Annotated in this window: 19 protein-coding genes, 1 tRNA gene and 1 pseudogene; 5 read left to right on the top strand and 16 right to left on the bottom strand. The window is 58.5% G+C overall.

The features are described 5' to 3' along the window. Window positions 1-11: 11 nt before the first annotated feature. The 3 genes from PspS35_RS11150 to PspS35_RS30275 form a co-directional block, all read right to left on the bottom strand. Entirely contained in the window at window positions 12-1,997 is a 1,986-nt protein-coding gene (locus PspS35_RS11150; RefSeq protein ID WP_159934385.1) for a methyl-accepting chemotaxis protein, read from the bottom strand. A gap of 186 nt (window positions 1,998-2,183) precedes the next feature. Then, window positions 2,184-2,363 carry a hypothetical protein gene (locus tag PspS35_RS11145; protein ID WP_178123089.1) on the bottom strand — a complete coding sequence of 60 codons (180 nt, stop codon included), beginning with the start codon at window positions 2,361-2,363 and terminating at the stop codon, window positions 2,184-2,186. Window positions 2,364-2,867: 504 nt separating this feature from the next. Further along, window positions 2,868-2,966: an aldehyde dehydrogenase family protein gene (locus PspS35_RS30275; RefSeq protein WP_238786032.1), complete on the bottom strand. Its 99-nt coding sequence runs from the start codon at window positions 2,964-2,966 to the stop codon at window positions 2,868-2,870. Window positions 2,967-3,286: 320 nt separating this feature from the next. Between PspS35_RS30275 and PspS35_RS11135 the strand changes: the two genes are divergently transcribed. Together PspS35_RS11135 and PspS35_RS11130 are read left to right on the top strand one after the other, a co-directional pair. Next, window positions 3,287-3,835, top strand: a complete 549-nt coding sequence (locus PspS35_RS11135) for a hypothetical protein (protein WP_159934383.1) — start codon at window positions 3,287-3,289, stop codon at window positions 3,833-3,835. Window positions 3,836-4,011: 176 nt separating this feature from the next. Next, window positions 4,012-4,467, top strand: a pseudogene (locus PspS35_RS11130) (GNAT family N-acetyltransferase). Between the two features lie 129 nt (window positions 4,468-4,596). On the opposite strand, the gene PspS35_RS11125 reads toward PspS35_RS11130, so the two are convergent. The 6 genes from PspS35_RS11125 to PspS35_RS11100 all read right to left on the bottom strand — a co-directional run bounded on the left by PspS35_RS11125 (window position 4,597) and on the right by PspS35_RS11100 (window position 10,386). Beyond that, entirely contained in the window at window positions 4,597-6,438 is a 1,842-nt protein-coding gene (locus PspS35_RS11125; RefSeq protein WP_159934381.1) for an integrase arm-type DNA-binding domain-containing protein, read from the bottom strand. Between the two features lie 235 nt (window positions 6,439-6,673). After that, window positions 6,674-6,749 (bottom strand) — tRNA-Gly (locus PspS35_RS11120). 60 nt (window positions 6,750-6,809) lie between these two features. After that, complete coding sequence (pgsA, locus tag PspS35_RS11115) at window positions 6,810-7,370, bottom strand: CDP-diacylglycerol--glycerol-3-phosphate 3-phosphatidyltransferase (protein ID WP_099585065.1); 561 nt, start codon at window positions 7,368-7,370, stop codon at window positions 6,810-6,812. A 32-nt stretch (window positions 7,371-7,402) separates the two neighbouring features. Beyond that, window positions 7,403-9,226, bottom strand: coding sequence for an excinuclease ABC subunit UvrC (gene uvrC, locus PspS35_RS11110; RefSeq protein ID WP_159934379.1), 1,824 nt, complete (start codon window positions 9,224-9,226; stop codon window positions 7,403-7,405). Between the two features lies 1 nt (window position 9,227). Beyond that, a complete protein-coding gene (gene uvrY, locus PspS35_RS11105) occupies window positions 9,228-9,869 on the bottom strand; it encodes a UvrY/SirA/GacA family response regulator transcription factor (protein WP_159934377.1) in 642 nt (213 codons plus the stop codon). A 151-nt stretch (window positions 9,870-10,020) separates the two neighbouring features. Continuing rightward, window positions 10,021-10,386, bottom strand: coding sequence for a helix-turn-helix transcriptional regulator (locus tag PspS35_RS11100; RefSeq protein ID WP_159934375.1), 366 nt, complete (start codon window positions 10,384-10,386; stop codon window positions 10,021-10,023). 82 nt (window positions 10,387-10,468) lie between these two features. Here PspS35_RS11100 and PspS35_RS11095 point away from each other — a divergent pair, with 82 nt between their 5' ends. Then, complete coding sequence (locus tag PspS35_RS11095) at window positions 10,469-10,708, top strand: DNA-binding protein (RefSeq protein WP_159934373.1); 240 nt, start codon at window positions 10,469-10,471, stop codon at window positions 10,706-10,708. Between the two features lie 35 nt (window positions 10,709-10,743). On the opposite strand, the gene PspS35_RS11090 is transcribed toward PspS35_RS11095, so the two are convergent. Together PspS35_RS11090 and PspS35_RS11085 are read right to left on the bottom strand one after the other, a co-directional pair. Continuing rightward, on the bottom strand, window positions 10,744-11,175 hold the full coding sequence (locus PspS35_RS11090; protein WP_159934371.1) for a GNAT family N-acetyltransferase: 432 nt from the start codon (window positions 11,173-11,175) through the stop codon (window positions 10,744-10,746). Beyond that, window positions 11,176-11,925, bottom strand: coding sequence for a carbon-nitrogen hydrolase family protein (locus PspS35_RS11085; RefSeq protein WP_159934369.1), 750 nt, complete (start codon window positions 11,923-11,925; stop codon window positions 11,176-11,178). Window positions 11,926-12,547: 622 nt separating this feature from the next. On the opposite strand from PspS35_RS11085, the gene PspS35_RS11080 reads away from it, so the two are divergent. Both PspS35_RS11080 and dkgB read left to right on the top strand, forming a co-directional pair. Further along, window positions 12,548-13,630, top strand: coding sequence for a 3-deoxy-7-phosphoheptulonate synthase (locus tag PspS35_RS11080; RefSeq protein WP_159934367.1), 1,083 nt, complete (start codon window positions 12,548-12,550; stop codon window positions 13,628-13,630). A 164-nt stretch (window positions 13,631-13,794) separates the two neighbouring features. Next, window positions 13,795-14,613 carry a 2,5-didehydrogluconate reductase DkgB gene (gene dkgB / locus PspS35_RS11075; protein WP_159934365.1) on the top strand — a complete coding sequence of 273 codons (819 nt, stop codon included), beginning with the start codon at window positions 13,795-13,797 and terminating at the stop codon, window positions 14,611-14,613. On the opposite strand, the gene PspS35_RS11070 is transcribed toward dkgB, so the two are convergent. The 5 genes from PspS35_RS11070 to mgtA all read right to left on the bottom strand — a co-directional run bounded on the left by PspS35_RS11070 (window position 14,610) and on the right by mgtA (window position 23,128). Then, window positions 14,610-15,032, bottom strand: a complete 423-nt coding sequence (locus PspS35_RS11070) for a chemotaxis protein CheY (RefSeq protein WP_159934363.1) — start codon at window positions 15,030-15,032, stop codon at window positions 14,610-14,612. The genes dkgB and PspS35_RS11070 overlap by 4 nt on opposite strands. A 132-nt stretch (window positions 15,033-15,164) precedes the next feature. Then, complete coding sequence (locus PspS35_RS11065; RefSeq protein ID WP_159934361.1) at window positions 15,165-18,782, bottom strand: transporter substrate-binding domain-containing protein; 3,618 nt, start codon at window positions 18,780-18,782, stop codon at window positions 15,165-15,167. Window position 18,783: 1 nt separating this feature from the next. After that, entirely contained in the window at window positions 18,784-19,413 is a 630-nt protein-coding gene (locus PspS35_RS11060) for a response regulator transcription factor (RefSeq protein WP_159934359.1), read from the bottom strand. Between the two features lie 276 nt (window positions 19,414-19,689). Next, window positions 19,690-20,406 carry an MgtC/SapB family protein gene (locus PspS35_RS11055; RefSeq protein WP_159934357.1) on the bottom strand — a complete coding sequence of 239 codons (717 nt, stop codon included), beginning with the start codon at window positions 20,404-20,406 and terminating at the stop codon, window positions 19,690-19,692. Window positions 20,407-20,422: 16 nt separating this feature from the next. Continuing rightward, window positions 20,423-23,128: a magnesium-translocating P-type ATPase gene (mgtA, locus tag PspS35_RS11050; RefSeq protein ID WP_159934355.1), complete on the bottom strand. Its 2,706-nt coding sequence runs from the start codon at window positions 23,126-23,128 to the stop codon at window positions 20,423-20,425. Window positions 23,129-23,684: the final 556 nt, after the last annotated feature.

The raw sequence follows: 23,684 nt of genomic DNA, 5'->3' as shown, positions 1-23,684 counted from the left end.
GCTCCCGAGGATCAAACGCTGAATTGATGAAGCAATTCACGCTGCACTTTGGCCATGCTCGACAAGCGCTGGCTGCTGCTGGCCGATTGTTCGGCGCCTTGCGCGGTCTGCTGTGCGGAGTCATTGATCTGGATGACCATGCGGCTGGTCTGCGCCACCGTAGCGCTCTGCTCCTCGGTGGCGGCAGCGATCTGAATATTCATGTCGCGAATCGTGCCCACCGCCTCACTCATCGAGTGCAGCAATTCCCCGGCACCGGAGGCCAGGTTCACGCAATGGCTCGATTGCAGCTGACTTTCGTTCATCACCTGGACAACGGAGTGAATCGTTTCCTGCATTCGCCCGATCATGTCCTGGATTTCGCTGGTTGAGGTCTGGGTGCGACTCGCCAGGGAGCGCACCTCATCGGCGACCACGGCAAACCCTCGGCCCTGCTCGCCCGCGCGCGCCGCTTCGATGGCGGCATTGAGCGCCAGCAAGTTGGTCTGTTCGGCGATGGTACGAATGGCAACCACAATGCCCTCGATCGTGTGGCCGTACTTCTGCAACTCGTCGGTGACTGCTGTGGCTTTGTTCACCTGCTCGGCCTGACGGCGAATATTGACGATGGTCTCGGCCACACGCTCCTGCACCTCGTTTGTGAGGTCACTGGTGTCGTCCACCGCCTTGCGGGTGTCCTGGGCGCGCCGCGCGACCTCTTCGACGGTGCTTTCCATTTCAGTCATGGCCGAGGCCGCCGAATGCAACCGGTCCTTTTGTTCATCCACCACACGGGTAGTCTGCTCGCTGTTCAAGGCATTGTTGTCCGCCGTGGTCGCCAGGGCGTCGGCGGAGCTGATCAGCTCACGGAAGGTTGTGCGCAGGGCAATGGTCAGCTCGTTCAGGTAACCGCCCAGTTCTCCAAACTCATCCTTGCGCGAGACGTCGAAACTGACGCGCATGTCCCCCGCCGTCAGTTGTTTGAGCACCTCGCGGAACGCAGCCAGCGGCCGGCGCAGGCTGAACGCCACCCAGAGCCCGATCAGCACCGCGGCCAGCACTGCCAGTACACAGGCGATCAACAACAGGCTGCGGCTGGTGCCAATGGTGGCGTTGGCAGCGTCCCTGGCTTGATTGGCGACCTCAAGGGATTGGCTGCCAAACTCGCCAATCTTGCCAAGGGTCGATTGCAGCGCGGCTTCCACCGCATTGCGTTGCTGCATGACCTGGGCACCCAGTGTTGCCTCTGCCTGGTAGGCATGGAACACACCGTCGGCTCCGGTCAGGTCCGTGAGCAGGCGATTGACCATCACGGCGGCAATCCGTCCACCTCGTGGGTCGACGGCCAACAACGCCTGAAGGCGTGTGCTGATGACTTCGTCCTGCAGGTTCAGCACCCGTTGCAGGGTCTCGATGGCGGGCGTGGCAGCATGCGCCGCCAGGCCGTCATAGGATTTGTTGACTTCCAACAGCAGCTTTTCAGCTGCCGCGACCTGTTGGTTATCGCCGGCACTGCGGGCGCGGGCAATCTCGTCACGCAAATAACCCGTCAACTGCGAAGCCTGGCTACTGCTGTAGCCTTGCAGCACACGCGTCAGCGCGAGTTGCTGCACATGCTCACGGTGCGAGGCCATCAGGGTTTGCGCCTGTTCGGCATAGGCGTTCACCCACTGGCGCTGTTGAGCGAGACTGGCCTTCAACTCGTCCCGGTCGACGACGTACACCGCGGTGCTGTCGAGTAACCGATTGAACTGGTCGAGGCTATCGGTGAACGCTTGCTTGCCGGCGTCGATCTGCTTGAGATCGTTGCTGATCAGTATGGCCAGCAACGCCTGATTGGCGCGCAGGATATGCACATAGAGCTCACTGGCCGCGCGACTCAACGGTGCCGACTGGCCGGTGATAATGCCCAGGCGCTCACTGATGGAATGGGTGCTTTGATAACTGATTCCGGCCATGGCCAGCAGCAACAGCACAAGCACCGCAAAGCCCCCGATCACCCGCTGTAAAATGGTCATGGCTACCCTCTTTAATTATTTTTGGTGAGGCTGTCTGGAGCATGGGCGTACGTCGAGGGAGACTGCTCGCAACGCTAAGGCATATATCGGCCGGGAAGCAGGAACCTTGAAGGGTCAATACACAGATTGGTCGCCGTTATCGCAGCCACCGATAGGTACTCGGTGGATGGCTACGCTTGCATGGCTCTAACCAAATATCGGCACCGTCCCGGAGGGTGAACGCCGGTCCCCCGCGTCCGACAATTGGCGCTCAAGCTCGCGGATGCGCTGTTCGCCTTTGATCAGCGCCTGTTCGCTCGTATGGACCGAGTAGTAACCCAGGTGCAAGTCATAGGGATGGGGCACCGCCGACCCCACGACCAGCACTGCCCCCTCGACCTCTGAAACGAGACTCGTATCTGGCGTCCGACTCATTGAAATCTAAAGGGTTTCCGTCATTCCTAAAACAGGAATGGACTTGATTCTGGACTTGTTTTTAAGCTGTATCAAGAACAAAAGAAGTAGCAACTCCAAGCCACGCTGTCGAGTTCTATGGACAGCCAATCGAGGGGAGCAGTGAATAGATTGCCGATACCTGAATGGTAAAGACAGGCCAGGCCTATCAAGGGGAACCATTCGTACGCCTGGGCTCATTCGTTCTTGAACAGCGAGCTGCGGATGTCAGTTGCCCCAGCCTACCACGCCCTTGATCTCGAGGAAGTCGTGCCCCCCCCCCAAGCCGCGCACTAGCCGCCATTGCCAGACTGCTTGTAACCACCGAAGGTCGCAAAGATATCCCCGCTCGCATAGTTCAGCCGAACCGGCACGCATGCGCCCCGCCACTGCGCGGGCATGCTGGGTACCACTTGACTGCTAATAGGCCGCCAGGCCTTAGACGGTGTCGTTGGCAATTTCGATGACCTGCTCTTCATTGTCATAGGGAATGATCGCCAGCACCGGGTCGAAGATTTCCTTACGAGCAACGGTCATCTGCGCGGTCAGGATACTTCAATTACCACGCAGTGCAGGGTTGCTCCAAACAACCTAGCGATAATGTCGGCGTCCAAGATTACTAAGTGAATCGCTGTGCCACCCAATCATTTTAGTGCCAAGCCCGACTCCGAGAAAACGAACTCAACATGTACCCTCGATTTGGAACCGTAAAAAATCTTTGTATAAACATATAAATTATCGACTGATATTTTAGTGCATTTCTAGAAATGAAAGGGACGACTTCGAAAGGAAGCGCAAGCCATATAGGCATTGTTCATTTACTGGAGGGGCTGTCCTTCTACACAGGAGGAACCGCCATGCACGTAAACTATAGCAATGATGATTTAAACCCCTTTACAAAATTATTCTATCGCCCTATAGAGGCGGCTATACGCTGGTGTAATCTGATGCCCTATGAAAGCCAGATTCTCGAAGCAGAATGGAACCACCCGGAGTTACTTTCACTGACTTTCCCCCAATGGCCATGTCTTCCAGCTAACACCGAAAAAATCTTCGATGCCATCCTTAATCATGAGCTTCCCTACGGTATTTTCGGGTCGCCAACTACTTCAGACAACCTCCTCGACCGTAGACTTCTTACCGTGAGGCACATAGACCTTAAATGGTGGATGTTTCATTATTACCCAGATCAACGGCCAGCATTTTTATTCGGCGGGGTTTCAGCGGATAACCAAAAAATTAGCATTAGTACTTACTTGACGTTAAAAGCAGATCGAGACGCGTTAGAAATAGAGCTGGACACGATCAAGACGGCGTACCGTGAGCTTATGGAGCAGCTAAAGACCGTTGGCATCGAGCAAGAAAACCTACTGTCTTGCCCTGCGAAAGGATGCCCTGAAAGATAGAGAACTCGACCTCATTCGCAAGACGGGCTGGACCATCATCGATTGCACTTCATCATAGGCTTTGTTTTTTCGACATTTGCTGACGCAATCTCGCACCGGGTAATTTCAGGAGGATAACTCCAGTGCTGCGCATCGATAACCTTCCCTCAAGCACCCGCTGGATTATCCGCCAGGCGATGCCCGACGATGTTCACGCATATTGATCGAACTGGATACCTACGCAACTTCCCTCTGCACTCGTCACGTCTTTATCTATGAAGCCGTCTTTCGTCAGCAGTGCCTGATAGCAATCGATGCCGGACATTGCGTAGGCTATCTGGTACTCACTCACGACTTCTTCAACCACGCTTTTGTGGCGCTGATGATCGTGTCACCGGCTCATCAGCGTCTGGGTGTGACGTCTACGGTCTGCAGCCGAAGCCATGAGCAAAACACCCAAGCTGTTTATTTCAACCAATGCCTCCAACAGCACTTCACAAGCGCTGATTGCAAAGGCCGTTTTTATGCCGAGCGGACGAATCGAAAATCTTGACGAACATGATCCTGAACCCGTGTGCGTCAAGTTCCTTCGGGATGAAGAGCTGACAAGAGAGGGCGGGAGCAAGATGCCAAAAGGATGTATTCCTGCGTAAAAGACGCCTCTTGCCGACCATCTCCGCCGCACCTCAGGCAACGCGTGAAGTCCACGCATTTAGGGCAGCCCGAGCTAGATGGACCCAAGCAAGAAGCGACATCCGTTATCACAGCACGAAAACAGCACCTCAGCTTGAACCCAGCGCACTGCAAACGATTCGCACAGTCACGTCGAAATTCTCCAGAGTGAGCGCATCGATTGGCGAACGACCCTTAAATCGCTCATGAGGCTCACAGACCGTCCGATAAAGCCGCCACGCATCGACATCCGGAAACCGCTCTAATGCAGCAAGTACCAACTTGTGCCGCAATGGATCAAGCTGCCAATCGGGAATGCGCTGACCGCGATTCCCCAGGCTCAGCGACAGCAGGCGCCGAGCCTTGATATCGCGGTTGATCTGATCTCTGGATTTGCCTGCCAGTTTGGCGAAGACAAGCAGCGGCAAATTATTCAAAGCTTCATAGGTGGCTAGCATCTCGGCACGTTCGCGCTGGATGTCAGACACGTGAGATTGGTGCGGTTTTTCAGTCGGCACCGAAAGAGGTACGACAGGCGACTGGTGCGACGCGACAAGAGCCGGCTCGTTGTTAATCGACGCCTTGGACGCCGAGACGGTTGTCATTGGAGAGGTGACGTTGAACTGAATGGAATTCGCGCTCGCGTTTTCAAGCGACGGCAACGAAGGGGCCCCTTCCAAACGGATGGTAAGCGGAGAGCTTGCCGCTTTCAGCTGGCCCTGCCCCCACAGATCCAGACGGTTCGCCCAATCCTGCATCATGGTCCGGCGCTGTTCGACATATTCCGCGTGATTGTAGGCCGCACTCACCTTGTCCGGATCGGCATGAGAAAGCTGAGCATCCACCCAAACCTTCGGGTATCCGATCTCGTTCAACGCCGTCGAGATCGTCGCCCTCATACCATGCCCGGTAAGTTGATCGGCGTACCCCATGCGACGTAACGCGCCATTCAGCGTGTTCTCACTGATACGCTTGCTCAGGTCGCTTCGATGCGCAAACAAGTAGCGCTGTGCGGGGACAACCTGGTCCAGCAAGTGACGCACGATCTCCAGCGCCTGAACTGACAGCGGCACTATATAAGGTGGTACATTTTGAGTCTGCTTACCAGGCTTCCGCATCGCTAGCTGGAGTTGTTTCACCACTTCCGCCGGTATGACCCACAAGCGCTTCTCCAGATCGAACTGGTCGGGTGTCGCCAAGCGCAATTCGCCCGTGCGGACACCGGTCAGCAACAACAACCGAAGGCCAAGCCGAGTTTGGTTGGCGCCACCGTAGTTTCGAAGAGCAGCCATCAATGCCGGAAGCTCATCCATTCGGAGAAATGGATTGTGCGTCACGGGAGGTTTTGGAAGTGCGACCACATCAAGGTCTGAAGCTGGGTTGTGTTCCAGCCCCTCGATCTTCACCAGCGCATAGCGGAACAACTGGTTGAACCAGGTCCGGCATTTTTCGGCGGTCGTTAAGGCCTTGCGCTGCTCAATCCTGCTCAGCAAATCCAACAGATCGTGACGATTGATATCGTAGATGGACCGCCCACCCAGCGTGGGCAGGACGTCTTTATTGAAGATTCTCAAGATTTGCGAGAGCGTGCTCTGGCGGCCTTCCTTCAGGCTCAGTTTGCGAAATTCCACCCACTGATTGAACACGGCCTCGAAGGTATGCTCTGCCGCAAAACGAACAGCACGACGCAGTTGTTTACGGTGCTCATAGGGATTGATGCCTTGGGCGACCAAGGCGCGCGCCTCGTCACGTCGAGTACGGGCTTCTTTGAGACTGATTTGCGGATAACTGCCGAGAGACATGCGCTTCTGCACACCCGCCCAGTAATATCTGAAACGCCAGATTTTCCCGCCGCGCGCGGTCACGTTGAGCGCGAGCCCATCCGTGTCGCCTATCGTGTAGTCATTGCCGGTGATTCGGGCTTGCCGAACGGTGGTATCTGAGAGTGCCATCGCGAGCTCCTGAACAGAGTCAGGGCCAGATGCTCGTCTCGCTATCCAAGCTGCTCCAGCAAAAAACCGATTCAGTGCACATCCAAATCCAAGATCCTCATTCGGGACTTAAATCGGGACTTAAAAGCACTGGATGGAGCTGGATTTTAGTGGTTCCCGCTGGAACGAAAAAAGGGCCTAAAGGCCCTGATTTCAATCACTTACAGAATTCAGTGAAACTCTGTAGCGCAATATTTGGAGCGGGAAACGAGACTCGAACTCGCGACCCCGACCTTGGCAAGGTCGTGCTCTACCAACTGAGCTATTCCCGCTTGGTGATGCGCATTCTATAGAATCCTGAGCACCCGTCAACCTCTTGATTCAAAAAAGTTTTATTTCTTTTCAACCTCGGTACGCAGATGCGGCCAGGCAGCGCGTAGATATTGGAGCATGGACCATAAGGTCAAGCCAGCAGCGATGAGCAGCAAGGCGTAGCCCAGCAGGACCCAGAAGGTGAAGTCCGACGGGTTGGCCAGCAGGATGACCAGTGCGAGCATTTGCGCAGCGGTTTTCCATTTGCCCATGTTGGACACGGCTACGTGGGCACGGGCGCCGATTTCGGCCATCCATTCGCGCAGGGCCGAGACGACGATCTCGCGGCCGATGATCACCGCAGCCGGCAGGGTCAGCCACAGGTTGCCATGTTCCTGTACCAACAGGACCAGGGCGACGGCCACCATGAGCTTGTCGGCCACAGGGTCGAGGAACGCGCCGAACGGCGTGCTCTGTTCCAGGCGACGGGCCAGGTAGCCGTCGAGCCAGTCGGTGGCGGCCGCGAAGGCGAACACTGAGCTGGAGGCCAGGTAGCTCCATTCGTACGGCAAATAGAACAGCAAAATAAAAATCGGGATGAGCAAGACGCGTAGAACGGTGATCAGATTAGGGATATTCATCGGCACAACTGGCTACGAGGTGGAAAGGCATTCTATTCGCTGTGCAGATTGGCATAAATCAGCTCAGCGAGCTTTTTACTGATACCGGGTGCTTTGGCTATCTCGTCAATGCTGGCACGGGACAGCTCCTGCAAGCCACCAAAATGTTTAAGCAAGTCGCGACGTCGCGTCGGGCCGACCCCTGCCACCCCTTCCAGGGTTGAGGTTCGCCGGGTTTTGCCACGGCGCGCGCGGTGGCCGGTAATGGCGAAACGGTGGGCTTCGTCGCGAATCTGTTGAATCAAATGCAGCGCGGGCGAATCGCCCTTCAAAGTGAACTCATGGGCGGCATCATTCAAGTACAACGTCTCGAAACCGGCCTTGCGCGTAGCGCCCTTGGCGACGCCGAGCAGGATCAGGTCCGGCACGGCCAGTTCGTTGAGCACGTCACGGGCCATAGACAATTGGCCCTTGCCGCCGTCGACCAGGAGGATATCCGGCAACTTGCCCTCGCCGTCCTTCAACTTGCTGAAGCGGCGTGTGAGGGCCTGGTGCATGGCGGCGTAGTCATCCCCGGCGGTCACGCCTTCGATGTTGTAGCGTCGGTAGTCGGACTTGATCGGCCCTTCCGGCCCGAACACCACGCAGGAGGCCACGGTGGCTTCACCACTGGAGTGGCTGATGTCGTAGCACTCCAGGCGCTGTGGCGGCTCGTCCAGGTTGAGGACTTCGGCCAGGGCATCGAAGCGTGCGGCCACATGCTGTCGGTTGGCCAGGCGCGCGCTCAGGGCTTGCTCGGCATTGGTCACTGCCAATTGCTGCCAGCGCGCGCGGGTGCCGCGTACGCGGTGGCTGATGTCCAGTTCGCGGCCGCGCAGTTCGTGGATCGCTTCAATCAACGTAGGAAAGTCTTCGTGCACCACGTTGACGATCAGCTCCGATGGCAAGTCGCGCTCAGGGCTGCTCACGTAATACTGGCCCAGGAAGGCGGCCATGACTTCGGCCACCTCCTCGTCGATACCGGTCTGCGGGAAAAAGTTCTTACTGCCCAACACACGCCCACCGCGCACGCTGATCAAGTGCACACACGCGCCGCCGGGGTTGACGAACGCGGCGATCACGTCGACGTCGCCGGTGCCGCCTTCCATGCTTTGCTGGTCCTGGACCCGGCGCAGCAGGGAGATCTGGTCGCGCAGCTCTGCGGCCCGCTCAAAATCCAGGGTGCTGGCAGCCTGTTCCATGGCCGTGGAGAGCTCGTCGGTGAGCGCGTTGCTGCGTCCTTCGAGGAACATCACCGAATGGCGTACATCCTCGGCGTACTCCGCCGGCTCCACCAGCCCCACGCAGGGCGCCTTGCAACGTTTGATCTGGTATTGCAGGCACGGCCGAGTGCGGTTCTTGTAGAAGCTGTCTTCGCACTGACGCACAAAAAAGGTTTTTTGCAGAAGGCTCAGGCTTTCCCGGATCGCGCCAGCGCTGGGATAAGGCCCAAAATACTTGCCCTTCGCCTTCTTCGCCCCACGGTGAATGCTCAGGCGTGGGAAGTTACCGTCGGATAAAAACACGTAGGGGTAGGATTTATCATCACGCAGCAGGATGTTGTAGGGCGGCCGCCACTCCTTGATCAGCGTCTGCTCAAGCAGCAGCGCCTCGGTTTCATTGGCGGTGATGGTGGTTTCGACCTGGGCGATGCGCGCCACCAATGCGGCGGTTTTCGGCGCGAGGCCGCTCTTGCGAAAGTAGCTCGCCAGGCGGTTCTTCAGGTTCTTGGCTTTGCCGACGTAAAGCAGGCGAGCCTCGCTGTCGAACATGCGGTACACGCCGGGGCGGCCACTGCAGGTTGAGAGAAAGGCACTCGGATCAAACGGTGTGGTCATGTCAGGCGCTGGCGTCCACCATGCCGTGGCGCACTGCGAGCAGGGTCAATTCAACATCACTGCTGATGGCGAGCTTCTCGAAAATGCGATAACGGTAGGTGTTCACGGTCTTGGGTGACAGGCAGAGCTTGTCAGAGATAGTTTGGACTTTCTGGCAGCCGACGATCATCAAGGCGATCTGGATCTCCCGCTCAGACAGCGCATCGAACGGCGAGTCGCTGCTGGGCTGGAAGGATTTGATTGCCAACTGCTGTGCAATTTGCGGGCTGATGTAGCGCTGACCGGCAAACACCAGGCGAATGGCTTGCACCATTTCGGCCAGGCCCGCGCCCTTGGTCAGATACCCCGCAGCGCCTGCCTGTAAGAGACGGGTCGGAAACGGGTCTTCTTCACATACGGTCACCACCACGACTTTGATGTCCGGATGGCTGCGCAGCAATTTGGTGGTGGCACCAAGACCGCCGATTCCAGGCATCTTCACGTCCATCAGCACCACATCGGGTTTCAGCTCCCGAGCCTTGATCAGGGATTCCTCTCCCGACTCGGCCTGGCCGACTACTTGCAGGCCATCGATGTCAGCCAGCATTCGTGTAATGCCTGTACGAACGAGATCATGGTCATCGACTACTAGCACCCTAATCAAGCAGACACCTCGCGAAATGGTCTTATAGGTTGCTGAACACCTTAGCAAAAAACCAAGGCGCAGACCTAGCTGCAAGCGTCATATATATAGAGTTTGGATGAGCAGCAGCCACCCGCCGGAAGGCGGACGGCTCAATTTGCTGGATGACGAGTCAGGAATCCCTGGGTTGCGCCTTGGCTTTTCCATTCTGAGAAACGGAATGTTCGGCCAAGGTCGACGTCAGGCGGCGAATCGCATCCTGGTCTTCCTTGAACATCGCGCGGTAATCCCCGAGGACCTTCTCTTCGAGCTGGCTCAGATTTTCCAGTTGAATCGGCGTGGCCGTACCGGTCAGCACGAACAGCACATCCACTCCTTTTTCGGCGACACGGGACAAATAGTCGGCTTTGGGCGCACGCCCCCCGCTTTCGTATTTACCTTGTGCGTTGGCTTCAACGCCGCCTATTTCACCAAATACTTTTTGCGACAGACCAAGTCGCTCTCTTTCTTGCCTCAAACGCGAACCGATTCCACTCATTTGGATGTATGATCCTATTTGGCACACCCCAAGAGGTGACACACTCATCTCTTAGTTAAACAAACTTGAACGGTTTTGAACTATGCCCGGAATCCGCACTGCTGCACAAGCCAAGGCCTGGCTGGAACATCAAGGAAAGTCAGTTCAAGCGTTCGCCCGTGAACATGGCGTTGATCCGGCAACCACCTATCAAGTGCTCGCTGGGCGCAAAAAGGGACGGCGTGGAGAGGCCCATAAGGTAGCGGTCCTTTTGGGCATGAAAGAGGGGATCATCCTTCCTGAGACTGATGGCCAAAACAACGAGCAGGAAGTCAGCTCCTGAGCACAGTATGCGCTTATTAGGATTACACGCATGGTTTAGCTCGAGCGGCAGATCCGTTCCATACGCCAGAAACAATCCTCCTCACCCACGATACTGAGCCCCATACGCTGATAGAGCCGCCTGGCCGGATTCGCCTTGAACACAGTCAAGCGCAAAAGACCCAGCGCCTGCGCCTTGAGCGCCATCTCCTCCAACACCCAACCCCCTGCGCCAAGCCCTCGGCACGCTTCGAGCAGATGCAACTCGCGGATATACAGCGCCCGGCTGTCACGACTCAGGCTGATGAAACCCAACACACTGTCGTCACGGCAAATCAGCCAGTTCTGCCTACCTGCCCAGGCGGTGTCGAAGCCATCGTTGGACCACCACAACCCGTACTGCACGTAGTAACGCTGCATGGCCTCATAGGTCAGCGCCCGCGCAAACGGCAGGTCCTGGTCCGTCGCTGCACGCAAGTGAAAGGCCATTTAGAGGGCTACCACTTGGCCGGCCCACACGCCGTCATCCCGATGGGCAACCACCAGCGCATCGCCTACGCCTGGTACAGCCGCAAGCAAACGGCCGTCAGAGGCCCAGATTGCACTGCGGCCGGCACAAGCCCAGCCACCGGATGGGCCACCATGATTAGCCATTAACACCAGCAGCCCATGTTCAGCGGCCAAGCCTTGAAGCATCGCGCTGTCCGTGGCGTAACCGCCCTCACTGATCAACACGCCGGCGGCGTAAACCGTTGCGCCCGCTTGCACCGCAGCGCGCGAATGACTGGCGTGGGAAAAGTCTGCACACACCGCCAGTGCAATTCGCTCACCCTCAAGTTCAAGGGCCGCACCGCCCTGCCCCGCGACGAACGCAGCTTCCTCGCCGTCATGCAAATGCTGCTTGGTGTAGACCGCCAGGGAGCCGTCCGCCCCGAGCACCAGCGCGCCAATGACTACGCCGGCCCCTGGCGCCAATCGGAGCGGCGCGCCCACTACAGCTGTCAGTCGCAGCGACTGCGCCATTTCCCGCAGCGGCGCCAACAACGCATCGTCGGGGGCAATCGCCAAAGTAGCCGCCAGCGAAGGTTCATAGCCCGTCAAGGACAACTCTGGGAACACCAGCAACTGCACACCGTGCTGCACCGCCGCGTGCATGAATGCCAAGTGCCGTTGGATGTTGGCCGGCACATCGCCTGCAATGGAAATGGATTGAGCAGCAGCAATGGTCAGATCAGTCATGGTCGCGTCCAAGCAATAAGTATCAACGTGTGATCAGCATATCGGCACGCCCCCCATAGCCGTAAGTCCCCTCACGCAATAGAAATTACTGATTGAATCTCCCCGTGTGCCTCTAGTAAGCTCCCCCCATCATTTGGAGATACACCATGTTGCAACTCACCCACACTCAGGTTTGCCCTGCTGCCAGCGCCACGCGCTCGGTATCGGCTACCCGCGTGAACGGTTCGAGCGCAGCTGCCAGCTTTTATTTTGGGTATTGGTTTAGCCACTGGCGCGCCTGATACCTGAAATCGGCGCCCACTGTTCAAGGGGTCGCCTACCAGAGAAATCTAACCCCCGGTCGGCTCCCCGACCGGGGGTTTTGTTTTTCAGGTCTCCATACACTTTTTAGCTTGATCAAGAACACTTAAAGGAATCACGACATGAACTACGCCACTTATTACCGCTACGACACTTCCACCGCATGGCGATTTAGCAAGCTCCGCTCGGGACAGCCTGCCGCCTCCGATCGGTCACCTATTGGTGGCAAGCCAACACACGTAGCCAGTACGGCCAATTGTCGAACACCCCAGTAGGCCAAGCGCGCGGGAACCGCCCGCCGCTTGCCCAGGAAGCCTTGAATATGAACTCCTCCGTCGCCGCTCTGCCCCGTACAGCCATGAACAGCGCCCTGACCAGCGCCAATGAAGCCCTGACCCAGCGCCTGCCCAGCGCCCTCGAACTCAAGCACAAGCTGCCCCTCAGCCCGTTCCTCAATGAACAGATCCACGCCCATCGCCAAGCTGTGCGCGCCATCCTCAATGGCGACGACTCACGCTTACTGGTGATTGTCGGCCCGTGCTCGATCCATGACCCGGAATCGGCCATGGAATACGCTCGCAACCTGAAGAAGCTGGCCCTGGAAGTCGGCGACCAGATGCTGCTGGTGATCCGTGCCTACGTCGAAAAGCCGCGCACCACCATCGGCTGGAAAGGCCTGGCCTATGACCCGCACCTGGATGGGAGCGATGACATGGCCGCTGGCCTGACCCTGTCCCGCGAGTTGATGCGGGAAACGCTGCGCCTTGGCCTCCCGGTCGCCACTGAGCTGCTGCAACCCATAGCTGCCGGCTACTTCGATGACCTGCTCAGTTGGGTAGCGATTGGCGCGCGCACCACCGAGTCGCAGATCCACCGCGAAATGGCCAGCGGCCTGAGCATGCCCGTAGGCTTCAAGAATGGCACTGATGGCGGCGTTGCAATTGCCTGTGACGCCATGCGCTCGGCGTCTCACCCGCACCGCCACTTCGGCGTCGACAGCCAAGGCCACCCGGCGATCATCCAGACCTGCGGCAACCCCGACACGCACCTGGTGCTGCGCGGCGGTCACCGTGGGCCGAACTACGATGCCCAAAGCGTGGCGCAGGTTAAGCATGACTTGGCGAAGTCCAAGGTGGCCCCCCGGATCATGGTCGACTGCAGCCACGCCAACAGCGGCAAAGACCCGCTGCGCCAGCCAGCGGTGTTCAACGAGGTGCTGGAGCAACGCTTGCACGGTGACACCTCGCTGATCGGCATGATGCTCGAGAGCCATCTGTTCGAAGGTTGCCAGCCATTGAGCCCGTCGATGAAATACGGCGTATCGGTGACCGATGGCTGCTTGGGCTGGGAAGGTACCGAGCACCTGTTGCGCAATGCCGCCGAGCGTTTGCGCGCCCAGGGCTGATCAATCAAGGCGCCGCCACAGCGGTACGGCGCCTCATCGCAAGCGCCAGGGCACCGGCCATTCGTGACGTGCAGTAAAGAGTCATTTTCGGATTCGGCGGTTTTTCCGAAGGAACGACGCGCCGATACTCAACTCCATTGCCTACAACCCCAATGGAGTTTCCAATGTCTATTCCTACACAGTCCATCCCCGCCTTCGGTCTCGGTACCTTTCGCCTGCAAGGCCAGGTCGTCATCGACTCCGTCAGCAATGCCCTGGAACTGGGCTACCGCGTCATCGACACCGCACAGATCTACGAGAACGAAGCGGACGTTGGCCAAGCCATCGCCAACAGTGGCATCCCACGGGATGAGTTGTTTATCACCAGCAAAATCTGGATCGCCAATTTCGCCGAAGGCCGGTTGATCCCAAGCCTCAAGGAAAGCCTGCGCAAGCTCCAGACCGACTACCTGGACCTGACCCTGATCCACTGGCCATCGCCGGAGGACCAGGTGCCCGTCGCCGAATTCATGGGCCAGTTGCTGGAAGCCAAGCGCATGGGCCTGACCCGCCAGATCGGCATCTCCAACTTCACCATCGACCTGATGAAGCAAGCCATCGAGGCTGTGGGCGCCGAGCACATCGCGACCAACCAGATCGAACTGCACCCTTACCTGCAAAACCAACACGTGGTGGATTTCGCCGCGGCCAATGGCATCCAGATCACCTCGTACATGACCCTGGCCTACGGTGAAGTGCTCAAAGACCCGGTGATCCAAAAGATCGCCGAACGCCACCAGGCTACCCCGGCACAGGTCGTGCTGGCCTGGGCCATGCAACGCGGTTATGCGGTGATCCCCTCATCGACCAAGCGCGCCAACCTGCAAAGCAACCTCGAGGCCCTGCAACTGACCTTGAGCGCTGCCGAACTGGCAGACATCGCTGGCCTTGAGCGCGGCCACCGCTTGACCAGCCCCAAGGGCATTGCCCCGAAGTGGGACTAAACCCCGGTCACCGGCCTGCGGGACAGTTCCCGCAGCCACGGTAATACCCGAAGGCCCACGGCGGCCTCGGGCGGGTCGATGATATCCATGAAGTGTTCGAGGTTGACGTTGTCCGGCACGCCCGGCAGGCGAACCAACACCTGCGGCGTTGCATCCGGCGGTGCGCCCAGGTCCAGATGGTCATAGACCAGCACATGCCGTGCCTGGGGTTGGGGCCCGCAGGCATGGACCGTCAGCCCGGCGTTGATGATCAGTACATCAAAGGGCTCGGCCGGGATAGCCGTGAGTATCTGGACTTCGTCGAAGGTTTGTACCGGGACAACTCGGTGATACCCCAACTGGTTAAGCATTTTTTCGATGTACAACCGTTGCAGGTGCTGTTCATCGGCAATCAGGATGGTCAGTGCTTTGTTCGGCATGGCAAATCCCTGGGTAGGCGGCGCTCGTCGGTGAGCGCCCCATTTTCCAGACATATCCCGCAGACAAAATCAGGCATGTTCCCCCTTCATGTAGGAGTTCTCCCAAATCCATCGAATGACCATCTATCCCCGTCATGCCTGATTGCAGTATCGGGCCAGACTGTGATGCAAGTCATCGATAGCCGCCCCTAACGCCTCGACCGTAGCGCCCAGCGCATCGCCGTCCTGTCGTTCACACACGCCTTCCAAGGTCTCGCACCCGTTGGTCAGCGCCTGGGCCTTGACCATGCGTGCGCCCCCTTTGACGCGATGGGCCAAATCATAGAGTTTGGAAAACTTCGCCTGGCTCGCCAGTTCAGGTAGCAACGCACGGTCGTCGGCGAGGCTGGTGAGCAGCGGCATCAGCAACTCCTCGAGCGCGGCCTTGTCGCCCTCCGTCAGCGTGATCAGCGAACTTAAATCAAACGCGGCGCCCTCTATTTGCACCTGGACGTCGGCCGTGCGCGATGCCAGCACCGCCCGCAAGTCTTCAAGCCCGGTAGGCTTGAACAGGCAACCATCCATGCCGGCTTGTCGGCAGCGCTCGGTTTCTTCGGGTTGGGCATTCGCGGTGAACCCCAGTAACAGGCAGGGTTTGAGCCCATGCTGACGTTCTTGCGCACGAATATCACGCGCTAACGCATAGCCATCCTTAAGCGGCATATTGCAATCGGTGATGACGCCATCGAACTGCCCGGCCTGCCACAGTGCAAAACCCTGGATGCCGTCTTCCGCCGCAACAATGCTATGCCCCAGGAAGCCCAATTGCCGCGCCAGCAGCAGACGGTTGGCCGGGTAATCGTCCACCACCAGAATGCTCAGCGCACGAGCGGGCGGGATCTGCGGCACCGGCGACGAGGCCGGCACCGCAGCAGTCAGCGCCAAGGCCAACGTCACATCCACGCGCGTCCCCTGGCCCAGCGTACTGCTCAAGTGCAACTGACCGCCCATCATCTGGCACAGGTTGCGGCTGATCACCAGGCCCAGGCCCGAGCCGCTGCGCGAGGATTGCTCGTTGTTGCTGCCTTGGATAAACGGATTGAACAGTCGCTGTTGGTCCTGGGCACTGATGCCAATGCCAGTGTCTTGCACCCATAACCGAAGGTGCAGGTGCTCGCCCGCAAACGCCAATACGCCCTGGGCGCCCAGTCGCACCTCGCCGGTGACGGTGAACTTGATGGCATTCCCCAATAAATTGGAGACCACTTGCTTAAAGCGCAGCGGGTCGATCAGCACCGGACGGTCGATCAACGGGTCAATCTCCACGTGCAGGGCCAGGCCCTTGTCCCGTGCCAGCCCCTCGAACACCCGTGCCACCGAGACCAACAGCTCCTTGAGATTAGCCGGCTCCAGGCTCAGGGAAAGATGGCCAGATTCGATCCGCGCTATATCGAGGATATCGCCGATCAACTCCAGCATGCCCCGGGACGCCACCGACGCGACCTCCAGTGCATCACGGTCAGCCCGGCCCTGCTCGGCATTTTTCAGGGCCAGTTCGATCATGCCGATCACCGCGTTCATGGGGGTACGGATCTCGTGACTCATGGTCGCCAGGAACGTGGTTTTGGCACGGTTAGCGGCGTCGGCCTCTTCCTTGGCCTCCTGCAACTGCCCCAACAAGCGCTGGCGTTCGCTCACGTCTACCCAGCCGGCGATCATGCCTACGACCTTTTCGTCGCCATCACGGTACGGCAGCATCCACTGGTAGATGGTCAGCACATCGCCGTTGGGCACCTTGAGCAGGCGATCAAGGATCTGCGGCTCGCCCTGCTCCATCAAGCGCAAGTAATCGGTATGGAACGACTCGGCCTGGGGAGGGTTGCCGGTATCGGTCTCCACCACGGTCCTGCCGATCACGTCTTCGAGCTTGTAGCTGAACACATCCAGGTAAGCGTTATTGCAAGCCATCAACCGGCCTTGGCGATCGCGCACGTAAATCGGGTGGGGCGTACCGTCGATCAGCACGCTCATAAACCGCATCTGGTCGCTCAAGGCGCGCTCGGCCTGGGCGCGCTTGCGAATCAGGTTGCGCAGGTAGAACACCCAGCCGAGGGTGATCAACAGCAGCAACGCAGCCAAGCCAAACCCTCGGATGATGACGTTGCGATGACGTATCCAATAACTGTCTTCGATGATGATCTCGCTGCGCCAATGATTGGTCAGCTCGTCCATTTCTTCGGGTGAAATGCTCAGCAACGCCTTGTCGAGGATCGAATACAGCTCCAATTGGCTGCGGCTGACCCCAAAAGTAATCCGCGCAGGTTCTGCGCCGACAGTGCTGGTAATACGCAGGCGGTCGCGGTAATGACGGGCAATTTTGTAGCGCGCACTGATCAGCAAGACCGCGGCTGCATCGACATTGCCATTGGCTACCAACTCCATGGCTTGCTCAGGGTTCACGACATCGACAAACCTGATGTCGGGGTAGTCCCGGCTGATTTGCGCAGCAAGGCTATCGCCGCGGATCAATGCCAGACGTTTGCCAGACAGGTTCTCCGGCGTAACCACGCGCTCATCGTCGGCGCGCACCACCAGCACATAAGGATTGGACAGGTAAGGCCGGGTGAACCGGATCTTGTCGGAGCGCTCGGCGCTCGGCGTGACAACCGCCATCATGTCAACGAGGCCGACATTGGCATTGTCGATTTGCCGAGGCAGCGAACTGTCCTGCTCGATATCAAACTTCAAACCCGTACGCAAGCTGATGCGCGACAGCACTTCGGCGCTCAACCCTTCAAACTGCCTCTGCTCGTTGAAAAAAGACAACGGGACAAATTTGTCGAGCACGGCAACTTTTACCCGCGGATGCTTCTCCAGCCAGCGCTGCTCACGGCCACTCAAGCGCAGTCGATCGGCCTCCAGAAACCCGCTGCTGCCGGCACTCCAGCGGCGCAGAATATCCATCTGCTGGTTGGCCGGAACAGCGGCCAGCGCGGTGTTGATGATGCGCAGCAAGCGCGTGTTGTCCTTGGTGAAGGCGAACCCGAACGGGTTAACCTCCAGCGCGGAAAAATCCGCCATGCGCACATTATTGAGGTGATTCTTGTTGATCAGATAGCGGGTGCTGATGGCATCCCCCAGGTAGACATCCGCCTGGCCGAACGCAACGGCCCCGATGGCTTCGAAGGTCGAGGCAAACAACAGCAATTGCGCATGAGGGTAGAACGCCCGGACCACATCAGGCTGCATGTAGTGGTAGAGCATCGCCACGCGCTTGCCCGAAAGATCGCTGCTTAACGCGTGACTGTCTCCTACGCGTGTCACCAGCGCAGGTTGATCATTGGCGTAGGAGCGCGACAGCACCAATTGTGGGTCGGCCGCCTCATACCCATTGGCCGACCCGACAAAATCCACGGTGCCCGCCTTGAGGGCTGCGATTACATCATCTCGGGTGTCATAACGTCGTACCTCAATGACGATATTCAACGCCTGGCCGATCAACGCCGCATAGTCGGCGGTGATGCCTTCGAACTCGTGATTATTGTTGCTCAGGTCAAAGGGCGCGTAATCGGGCTTGGACACCCCCATCGCCAGCACCCGCCGCTCGCGCAACCACTGCCAGTCGGCTTCGTCCAGTGCCAGCGAAGGGTTTTCAAGCGCGGAATGGCCCAGTAGTTTCAGGTTATGCGGTTCATCCAGGGCCATTACCACTGCGGGCAACAACCCCATCAGCAGGATGGCCGTGAGTGTCATCAGCCGGGAGGTGGTCATTTCAGATCAAATGATTGCGCTGGGCGAACTTGGACAGATGCACCACCGACGACATCCGCAACTTCTCCTTGAGCCGCGTCTTGTAGGTGCTGATCGTCTTGTGGCTCAGCAACATGTCCTCGGCGATATCCTTATTGCCCAGGCCCAGGGCCAGCTTTTGCAAAACAGTCAATTCACGGTCAGAGAGCGCCTCCACCATCTCCTGCTCGGTGGACTGCAGATCGTCGCGGCGCACCGAGCTGGTAGGCAGGCTGGGAAAGCAACTGTAGCCAGACCTGATTGCCCGGATTGCCTTTTGCAACTCGTCAAGCTCACCGGTCTTGGCGACAAAACCCATCGCACCGGCACGCATGCAGCGGGTAGAAAAAAACACCGCCAGATACGAGGTCAGCACCAGGATTTTACAGGGTAGGTCCAGCGCCTTGATCCGGCTGATGACCTCCAGGCCGCCAAGTTTGGGCATCGCCAGGTCAAGGATGACCAAGTCGGGACGCAGCTCCCGAGCAAGCTGCATGGCGTCGGCACCGTTACCCGCCTCGTAGATGGTGTCGAAGCCTTCCTGCTTCAGCAGATACTTGACCGTGGCGCGTATAAAAGGGTGATCATCCACAATTAAAGCTTTGTTGCTCATAAGACTCCCCTGGGAAGATCAGTACGCTTACATATCACGCGAGACCTAACTACCTGTGAAAAGTAACAGTTCCGACAAACGGTACTCATTACTTCCTACGACATTTCAGGCAGTACAGGCCCCTCCTTTTGAAAAACCGATAATTACGTAAACCGCGCCTTATTCCTGGGCAGACGCAAGTGCGCAACCTTAACAACCGGGTGTTTTTTCAAAGGAAGGGATAATCTCGCGTATCTGTAGGACTTTTCCTCAGCAAGGCAACCCTATTCCACAACGCTACTCCGTGGTGCTCGGGCTCCAGAACGCTTGCACCACCAGGGTCGACCTGGAAATTCGCGCCACTAGAGCGTCCAGTTCATCGCCGTCAACCGACGTCACTGCCAATGTGGCCTCGATTTCCACTTCCTCAGCGCCGAACGGCCGCACGTCGACATCACTGGCTGGATAGTTGCAACGCGCCAGTTCCGCTTCCAGCAACGCCAGCACTGCAGTTTGCTGGGTACGCCGGGCGATCACATAGAGAATGTTGGTGACCTCCGCCGACACCACATCCAGCGGCTGGCGGTTGATGTTATTGACGATCGGCCGCAGCAGTGTGTTGGCCGCCAGCACAAACAATGTCCCCAGCAGCGCTTCAAGCACCAGGTCGGCACCCGCGCACGCGCCCACTGCCGCCGACGCCCACAGCGTGGCGGCCGTGTTGAGCCCGCGCACATTGCCTTCCTCACGCATGATCACGCCGGCGCCGAGAAAGCCGATGCCCGACACCACATACGCGACCACCCGCACGGCGCCTTCTGCGCCACCGAGGCGGTTGGCCATGTCGACAAATATCGCCGCCCCTACCGCTACCAGCACGTTGGTACGCAGGCCCGCCGTGCGTTGGCGGTACTGGCGTTCGAAGCCGATCAACCCACCGAGGATAAACGCAGCGGTAAGGCTGACCAGGGTGTCGATCAGGGAATTGAGGTTGATGTTGTTGATTGCTTGCATAGGAAATCGTCCCTGCTCATTGCCAGCCAAACTTACGGATGTAGTAGCCCTTCACCGCCTGGGTCAGCGCCATGTACGCCAGCAGAATCACCGGCAAAAACACAAAGTACAGCGACGGCAGCGCCTGCAATTTGAAGTAGTGCGCCAGCGGGCCCATCGGCAGGAAAATCCCCACAGCCATGATGACGCCGGTCATCACCATCAACGGCATCGCCGCACGGCTTTGCAGGAACGGGATTTTCGGCGTGCGGATCATGTGCACGATCAGCGTCTGGGTCAGCAGCCCCACCACGAACCAGCCCGACTGGAACAGCGTCTGATGGTCTGGCGTGTGGGCATCAAACACGTACCACATGAGTGCGAACGTGGTGATGTCAAAGATCGAACTGATCGGCCCGAAGAACAGCATGAAACGGCCCACATCCCCCGGTTGCCAGCGTTGCGGCTTGGCCAGCATCTCCTCGTCGACGTTGTCGAACGGAATCGCAATCTGGGAAATGTCATACAGCAGGTTTTGCACCAGCAGGTGCATTGGCAGCATCGGCAAAAACGGGATAAACGCACTGGCCACCAGCACCGAGAACACGTTGCCGAAGTTAGAACTGGCGGTCATCTTGATGTACTTGAGCATGTTGGCGAAGGTACGGCGGCCTTCCAGCACGCCCTCCTCCAGGATCATCAGGCTCTTTTCCAGCAGGATGATGTCGGCCGCTTCCTTGGCGATGTCCACCGCGCTGTCCACCGAGATGCCGATGTCCGCCGTGCGCAGCGCCGGCGCGTCGTTGATGCCATCGCCCATGAAACCCACCACATGCCCGTTGGCCTTGAGCAGCCGGACGATGCGCTCCTTGTGGCTGGGGGTCAGCTTGGCGAACACATTGGTCATTTCCACGGCCTTGGCCAGTTCGGCATCGGTCATGTCCTCGATGTCGTTGCCCATCAACAGGCCTTGTTGCTCCAGGCCCACTTCGCGGCAGATCTTGGCCGTCACCAACTCGTTGTCGCCGGTCAACACCTTGACCGCCACACCGTGGGCTTTCAGGGCCTTGAGCGCAGGCGCGGTGCTTTCCTTGGGCGGGTCGAGAAACGCCACGTAGCCGATCAGCGTCAGCTTGCTTTCATCCGCCAGGCTGTAGGTATCGCGCCCGGGTGTCATGGGTTGTGCCGCCACGGCCACCACGCGCAGGCCTTCTTCATTGAATGCCGCCGTCACCTGGCGAATGCGCGCCAGCAACTCATCGGTCAGTGCCTCGCTGGTGTCGCCATGGCGCACGCTGTTGCACACCGAGAGAATTTCCTCCACGGCGCCCTTGCAGATCAACAGGTGCGGCAAGCCTTGCTCGGCGACCACCACCGACATGCGACGGCGGTTGAAGTCGAACGGGATCTCATCGACCTTGTGAAACGCGGTGCCGACTTTCAGCTCGCGATGCACCTCAACATGCTCCAGCACCGCCACGTCCAGCAGGTTTTTCAGGCCGGTCTGGTAGTAGCTGTTGAGGTAGGCCATCTCCAATACGTCGTCGGACTCTTCGCCCCACACGTCCACATGCCGCGCCAGGAAAATTTTGTCCTGGGTCAGGGTGCCGGTCTTGTCGGTGCACAGCACGTCCATAGCGCCGAAGTTCTGGATCGCGTCCAGGCGCTTGACGATGACCTTCTTGCGTGACAAAAACACCGCGCCCTTGGCCAGGGTGGACGTGACGATCATCGGCAGCATTTCCGGGGTCAGGCCTACGGCAATCGACAGCGCAAACAGCAGCGCCTCGGTCCAGTCGCCCTTGGTGAAGCCGTTGATGAACAGCACCAGCGGCGCCATTACAAACATGAAGCGGATCAGCAGCCAACTGACCTTGTTCACGCCTTGCTGAAACGAGGTGGTCGCACGGTCGGTGGCGGTCACACGCTGGGCCAGGGCGCCGAAATAGGTGCTGTTGCCGGTGGTCAGGATCACCGCCGTCGCCGCACCCGACACCACGTTGGTGCCCATGAACAGGATGTTGTCCAGGTCCAGCGGGTTGCGGGTGTTGGCGTCTTGCTGCTGGGCGAACTTCTCCACCGGCATCGATTCGCCGGTCATCGCCGCCTGGCTCACAAACAAATCCTTGGCACCGAGCACGCGGCAATCGGCGGGGATCATATCGCCAGCCGACAGCACGATCAGGTCGCCGGGCACCAACTGTTTGATCGGCAACTCGATGCGCTTGGCTGCATCGCGGCGCAGCACCGTGGCGGTGTTGCTGACCATGGCTTTCAAGGCATCGGCAGCCTTGTTGGACTTGGCCTCCTGCCAGAAACGCAGCAGCGTCGAGAGCACCACCATGGAGAAAATCACCGTGGCGGCCTTCATGTCTTCGGTCAGCCAGGAGATCACCGCCAGCAACGTCAGCAGCAGGTTGAACGGGTTCTTGTAGCAGTGCCACAGGTGTACCCACCACGGCAACGGCTGCTCGTGCTCGACCTCATTGAGGCCGTATTGCACGCGCAGGGCATCGGCTTCCTGAGTGTTCAAGCCTTCGGCATGGCTGCCCAACGTGCCGAGCAACTGCACGGTGCTGCTGTTGGCCGCGACCACCAGGGTGTGCGCCAGGGTCGGCGGTACTTCGCGGCTGACGCTGGCGTCGGTCACGGTTTCGAGCATGGCCAGGCGACGGAAGTGCCGGGCAATGTGCCGGGTCCGCAGGAAGCCGGCGAAGAACTCTTTCAACAGAGTCAGGTTCATGGTGTTACTCCTGCGCGAGGAAAAAACCGTCGTGCAGGTACTGCCCATCCGCACCGTGCCTGTCAGACAGGCACAGCCGGCTTGGCCCGCCCGCCGCAAAAAGGCAGGCGCGTCCGTAGCATCCCGAGGTCAGTCAGGTGCTGGTCAGCGTCGATGAGAGAGGATCGAAACAGTGCCAGGACTGGCCGCTGCCTTGATGCCGCTTCTCGCTTTGGTGGCGAGACAACGGCATCGGATAAATGCGCGTTACCTTGCCAAGCCGGTGCCGGTTACCGAAACCGGCCGACTACTGTCACTCGAACAAGTACCCACTGAGGGTCTCCGCTATTGATGAAAACGCGCGAAGCTTACGCCCCGATTTCAGGAGAGTAAACCGTAGGAAAGTTTCCGCATGGTGAATAAGAAGATTCTTCAGGAGGGGTTCAGGAACCGGCTCTGGACACGCAGAAAATCAAATGCAGGAGCTGGCTTGTCGAATGGTGGCACCGCTGCGATAGCCTTAGGTATCCACACAATTTTAAAATTGAAAAGCCTCCCTGTGGTGAGCGGGCTTGTT

Origin of the sequence: Pseudomonas sp. S35 (genome assembly GCF_009866765.1) — a bacterium.
Taxonomy (GTDB): Bacteria; Pseudomonadota; Gammaproteobacteria; order Pseudomonadales; family Pseudomonadaceae; genus Aquipseudomonas.
This window is presented reverse-complemented; position numbering and strand designations above follow the sequence as displayed.

What these genes read in the sequence shown, in the direction of transcription:
- PspS35_RS11150 (WP_159934385.1), bottom strand. Translation starts at nt 1,997, where the DNA reads ATGACCATTTTACAGCGGGTGATCGGGGGCTTTGCGGTGCTTGTGCTG.
- PspS35_RS30275 (WP_238786032.1), bottom strand. Translation starts at nt 2,966, where the DNA reads ATGACCGTTGCTCGTAAGGAAATCTTCGACCCGGTGCTGGCGATCATT.
- PspS35_RS11135 (WP_159934383.1), top strand. Translation starts at nt 3,287, where the DNA reads ATGCACGTAAACTATAGCAATGATGATTTAAACCCCTTTACAAAATTA.
- PspS35_RS11125 (WP_159934381.1), bottom strand. Translation starts at nt 6,438, where the DNA reads ATGGCACTCTCAGATACCACCGTTCGGCAAGCCCGAATCACCGGCAAT.
- pgsA (WP_099585065.1), bottom strand. Translation starts at nt 7,370, where the DNA reads ATGAATATCCCTAATCTGATCACCGTTCTACGCGTCTTGCTCATCCCG.
- uvrC (WP_159934379.1), bottom strand. Translation starts at nt 9,226, where the DNA reads ATGACCACACCGTTTGATCCGAGTGCCTTTCTCTCAACCTGCAGTGGC.
- PspS35_RS11100 (WP_159934375.1), bottom strand. Translation starts at nt 10,386, where the DNA reads ATGAGTGGAATCGGTTCGCGTTTGAGGCAAGAAAGAGAGCGACTTGGT.
- PspS35_RS11095 (WP_159934373.1), top strand. Translation starts at nt 10,469, where the DNA reads ATGCCCGGAATCCGCACTGCTGCACAAGCCAAGGCCTGGCTGGAACAT.
- PspS35_RS11090 (WP_159934371.1), bottom strand. Translation starts at nt 11,175, where the DNA reads ATGGCCTTTCACTTGCGTGCAGCGACGGACCAGGACCTGCCGTTTGCG.
- PspS35_RS11085 (WP_159934369.1), bottom strand. Translation starts at nt 11,925, where the DNA reads ATGACTGATCTGACCATTGCTGCTGCTCAATCCATTTCCATTGCAGGC.
- PspS35_RS11080 (WP_159934367.1), top strand. Translation starts at nt 12,548, where the DNA reads ATGAACTCCTCCGTCGCCGCTCTGCCCCGTACAGCCATGAACAGCGCC.
- dkgB (WP_159934365.1), top strand. Translation starts at nt 13,795, where the DNA reads ATGTCTATTCCTACACAGTCCATCCCCGCCTTCGGTCTCGGTACCTTT.
- PspS35_RS11070 (WP_159934363.1), bottom strand. Translation starts at nt 15,032, where the DNA reads ATGCCGAACAAAGCACTGACCATCCTGATTGCCGATGAACAGCACCTG.
- PspS35_RS11065 (WP_159934361.1), bottom strand. Translation starts at nt 18,782, where the DNA reads ATGACCACCTCCCGGCTGATGACACTCACGGCCATCCTGCTGATGGGG.
- PspS35_RS11060 (WP_159934359.1), bottom strand. Translation starts at nt 19,413, where the DNA reads ATGAGCAACAAAGCTTTAATTGTGGATGATCACCCTTTTATACGCGCC.
- PspS35_RS11055 (WP_159934357.1), bottom strand. Translation starts at nt 20,406, where the DNA reads ATGCAAGCAATCAACAACATCAACCTCAATTCCCTGATCGACACCCTG.
- mgtA (WP_159934355.1), bottom strand. Translation starts at nt 23,128, where the DNA reads ATGAACCTGACTCTGTTGAAAGAGTTCTTCGCCGGCTTCCTGCGGACC.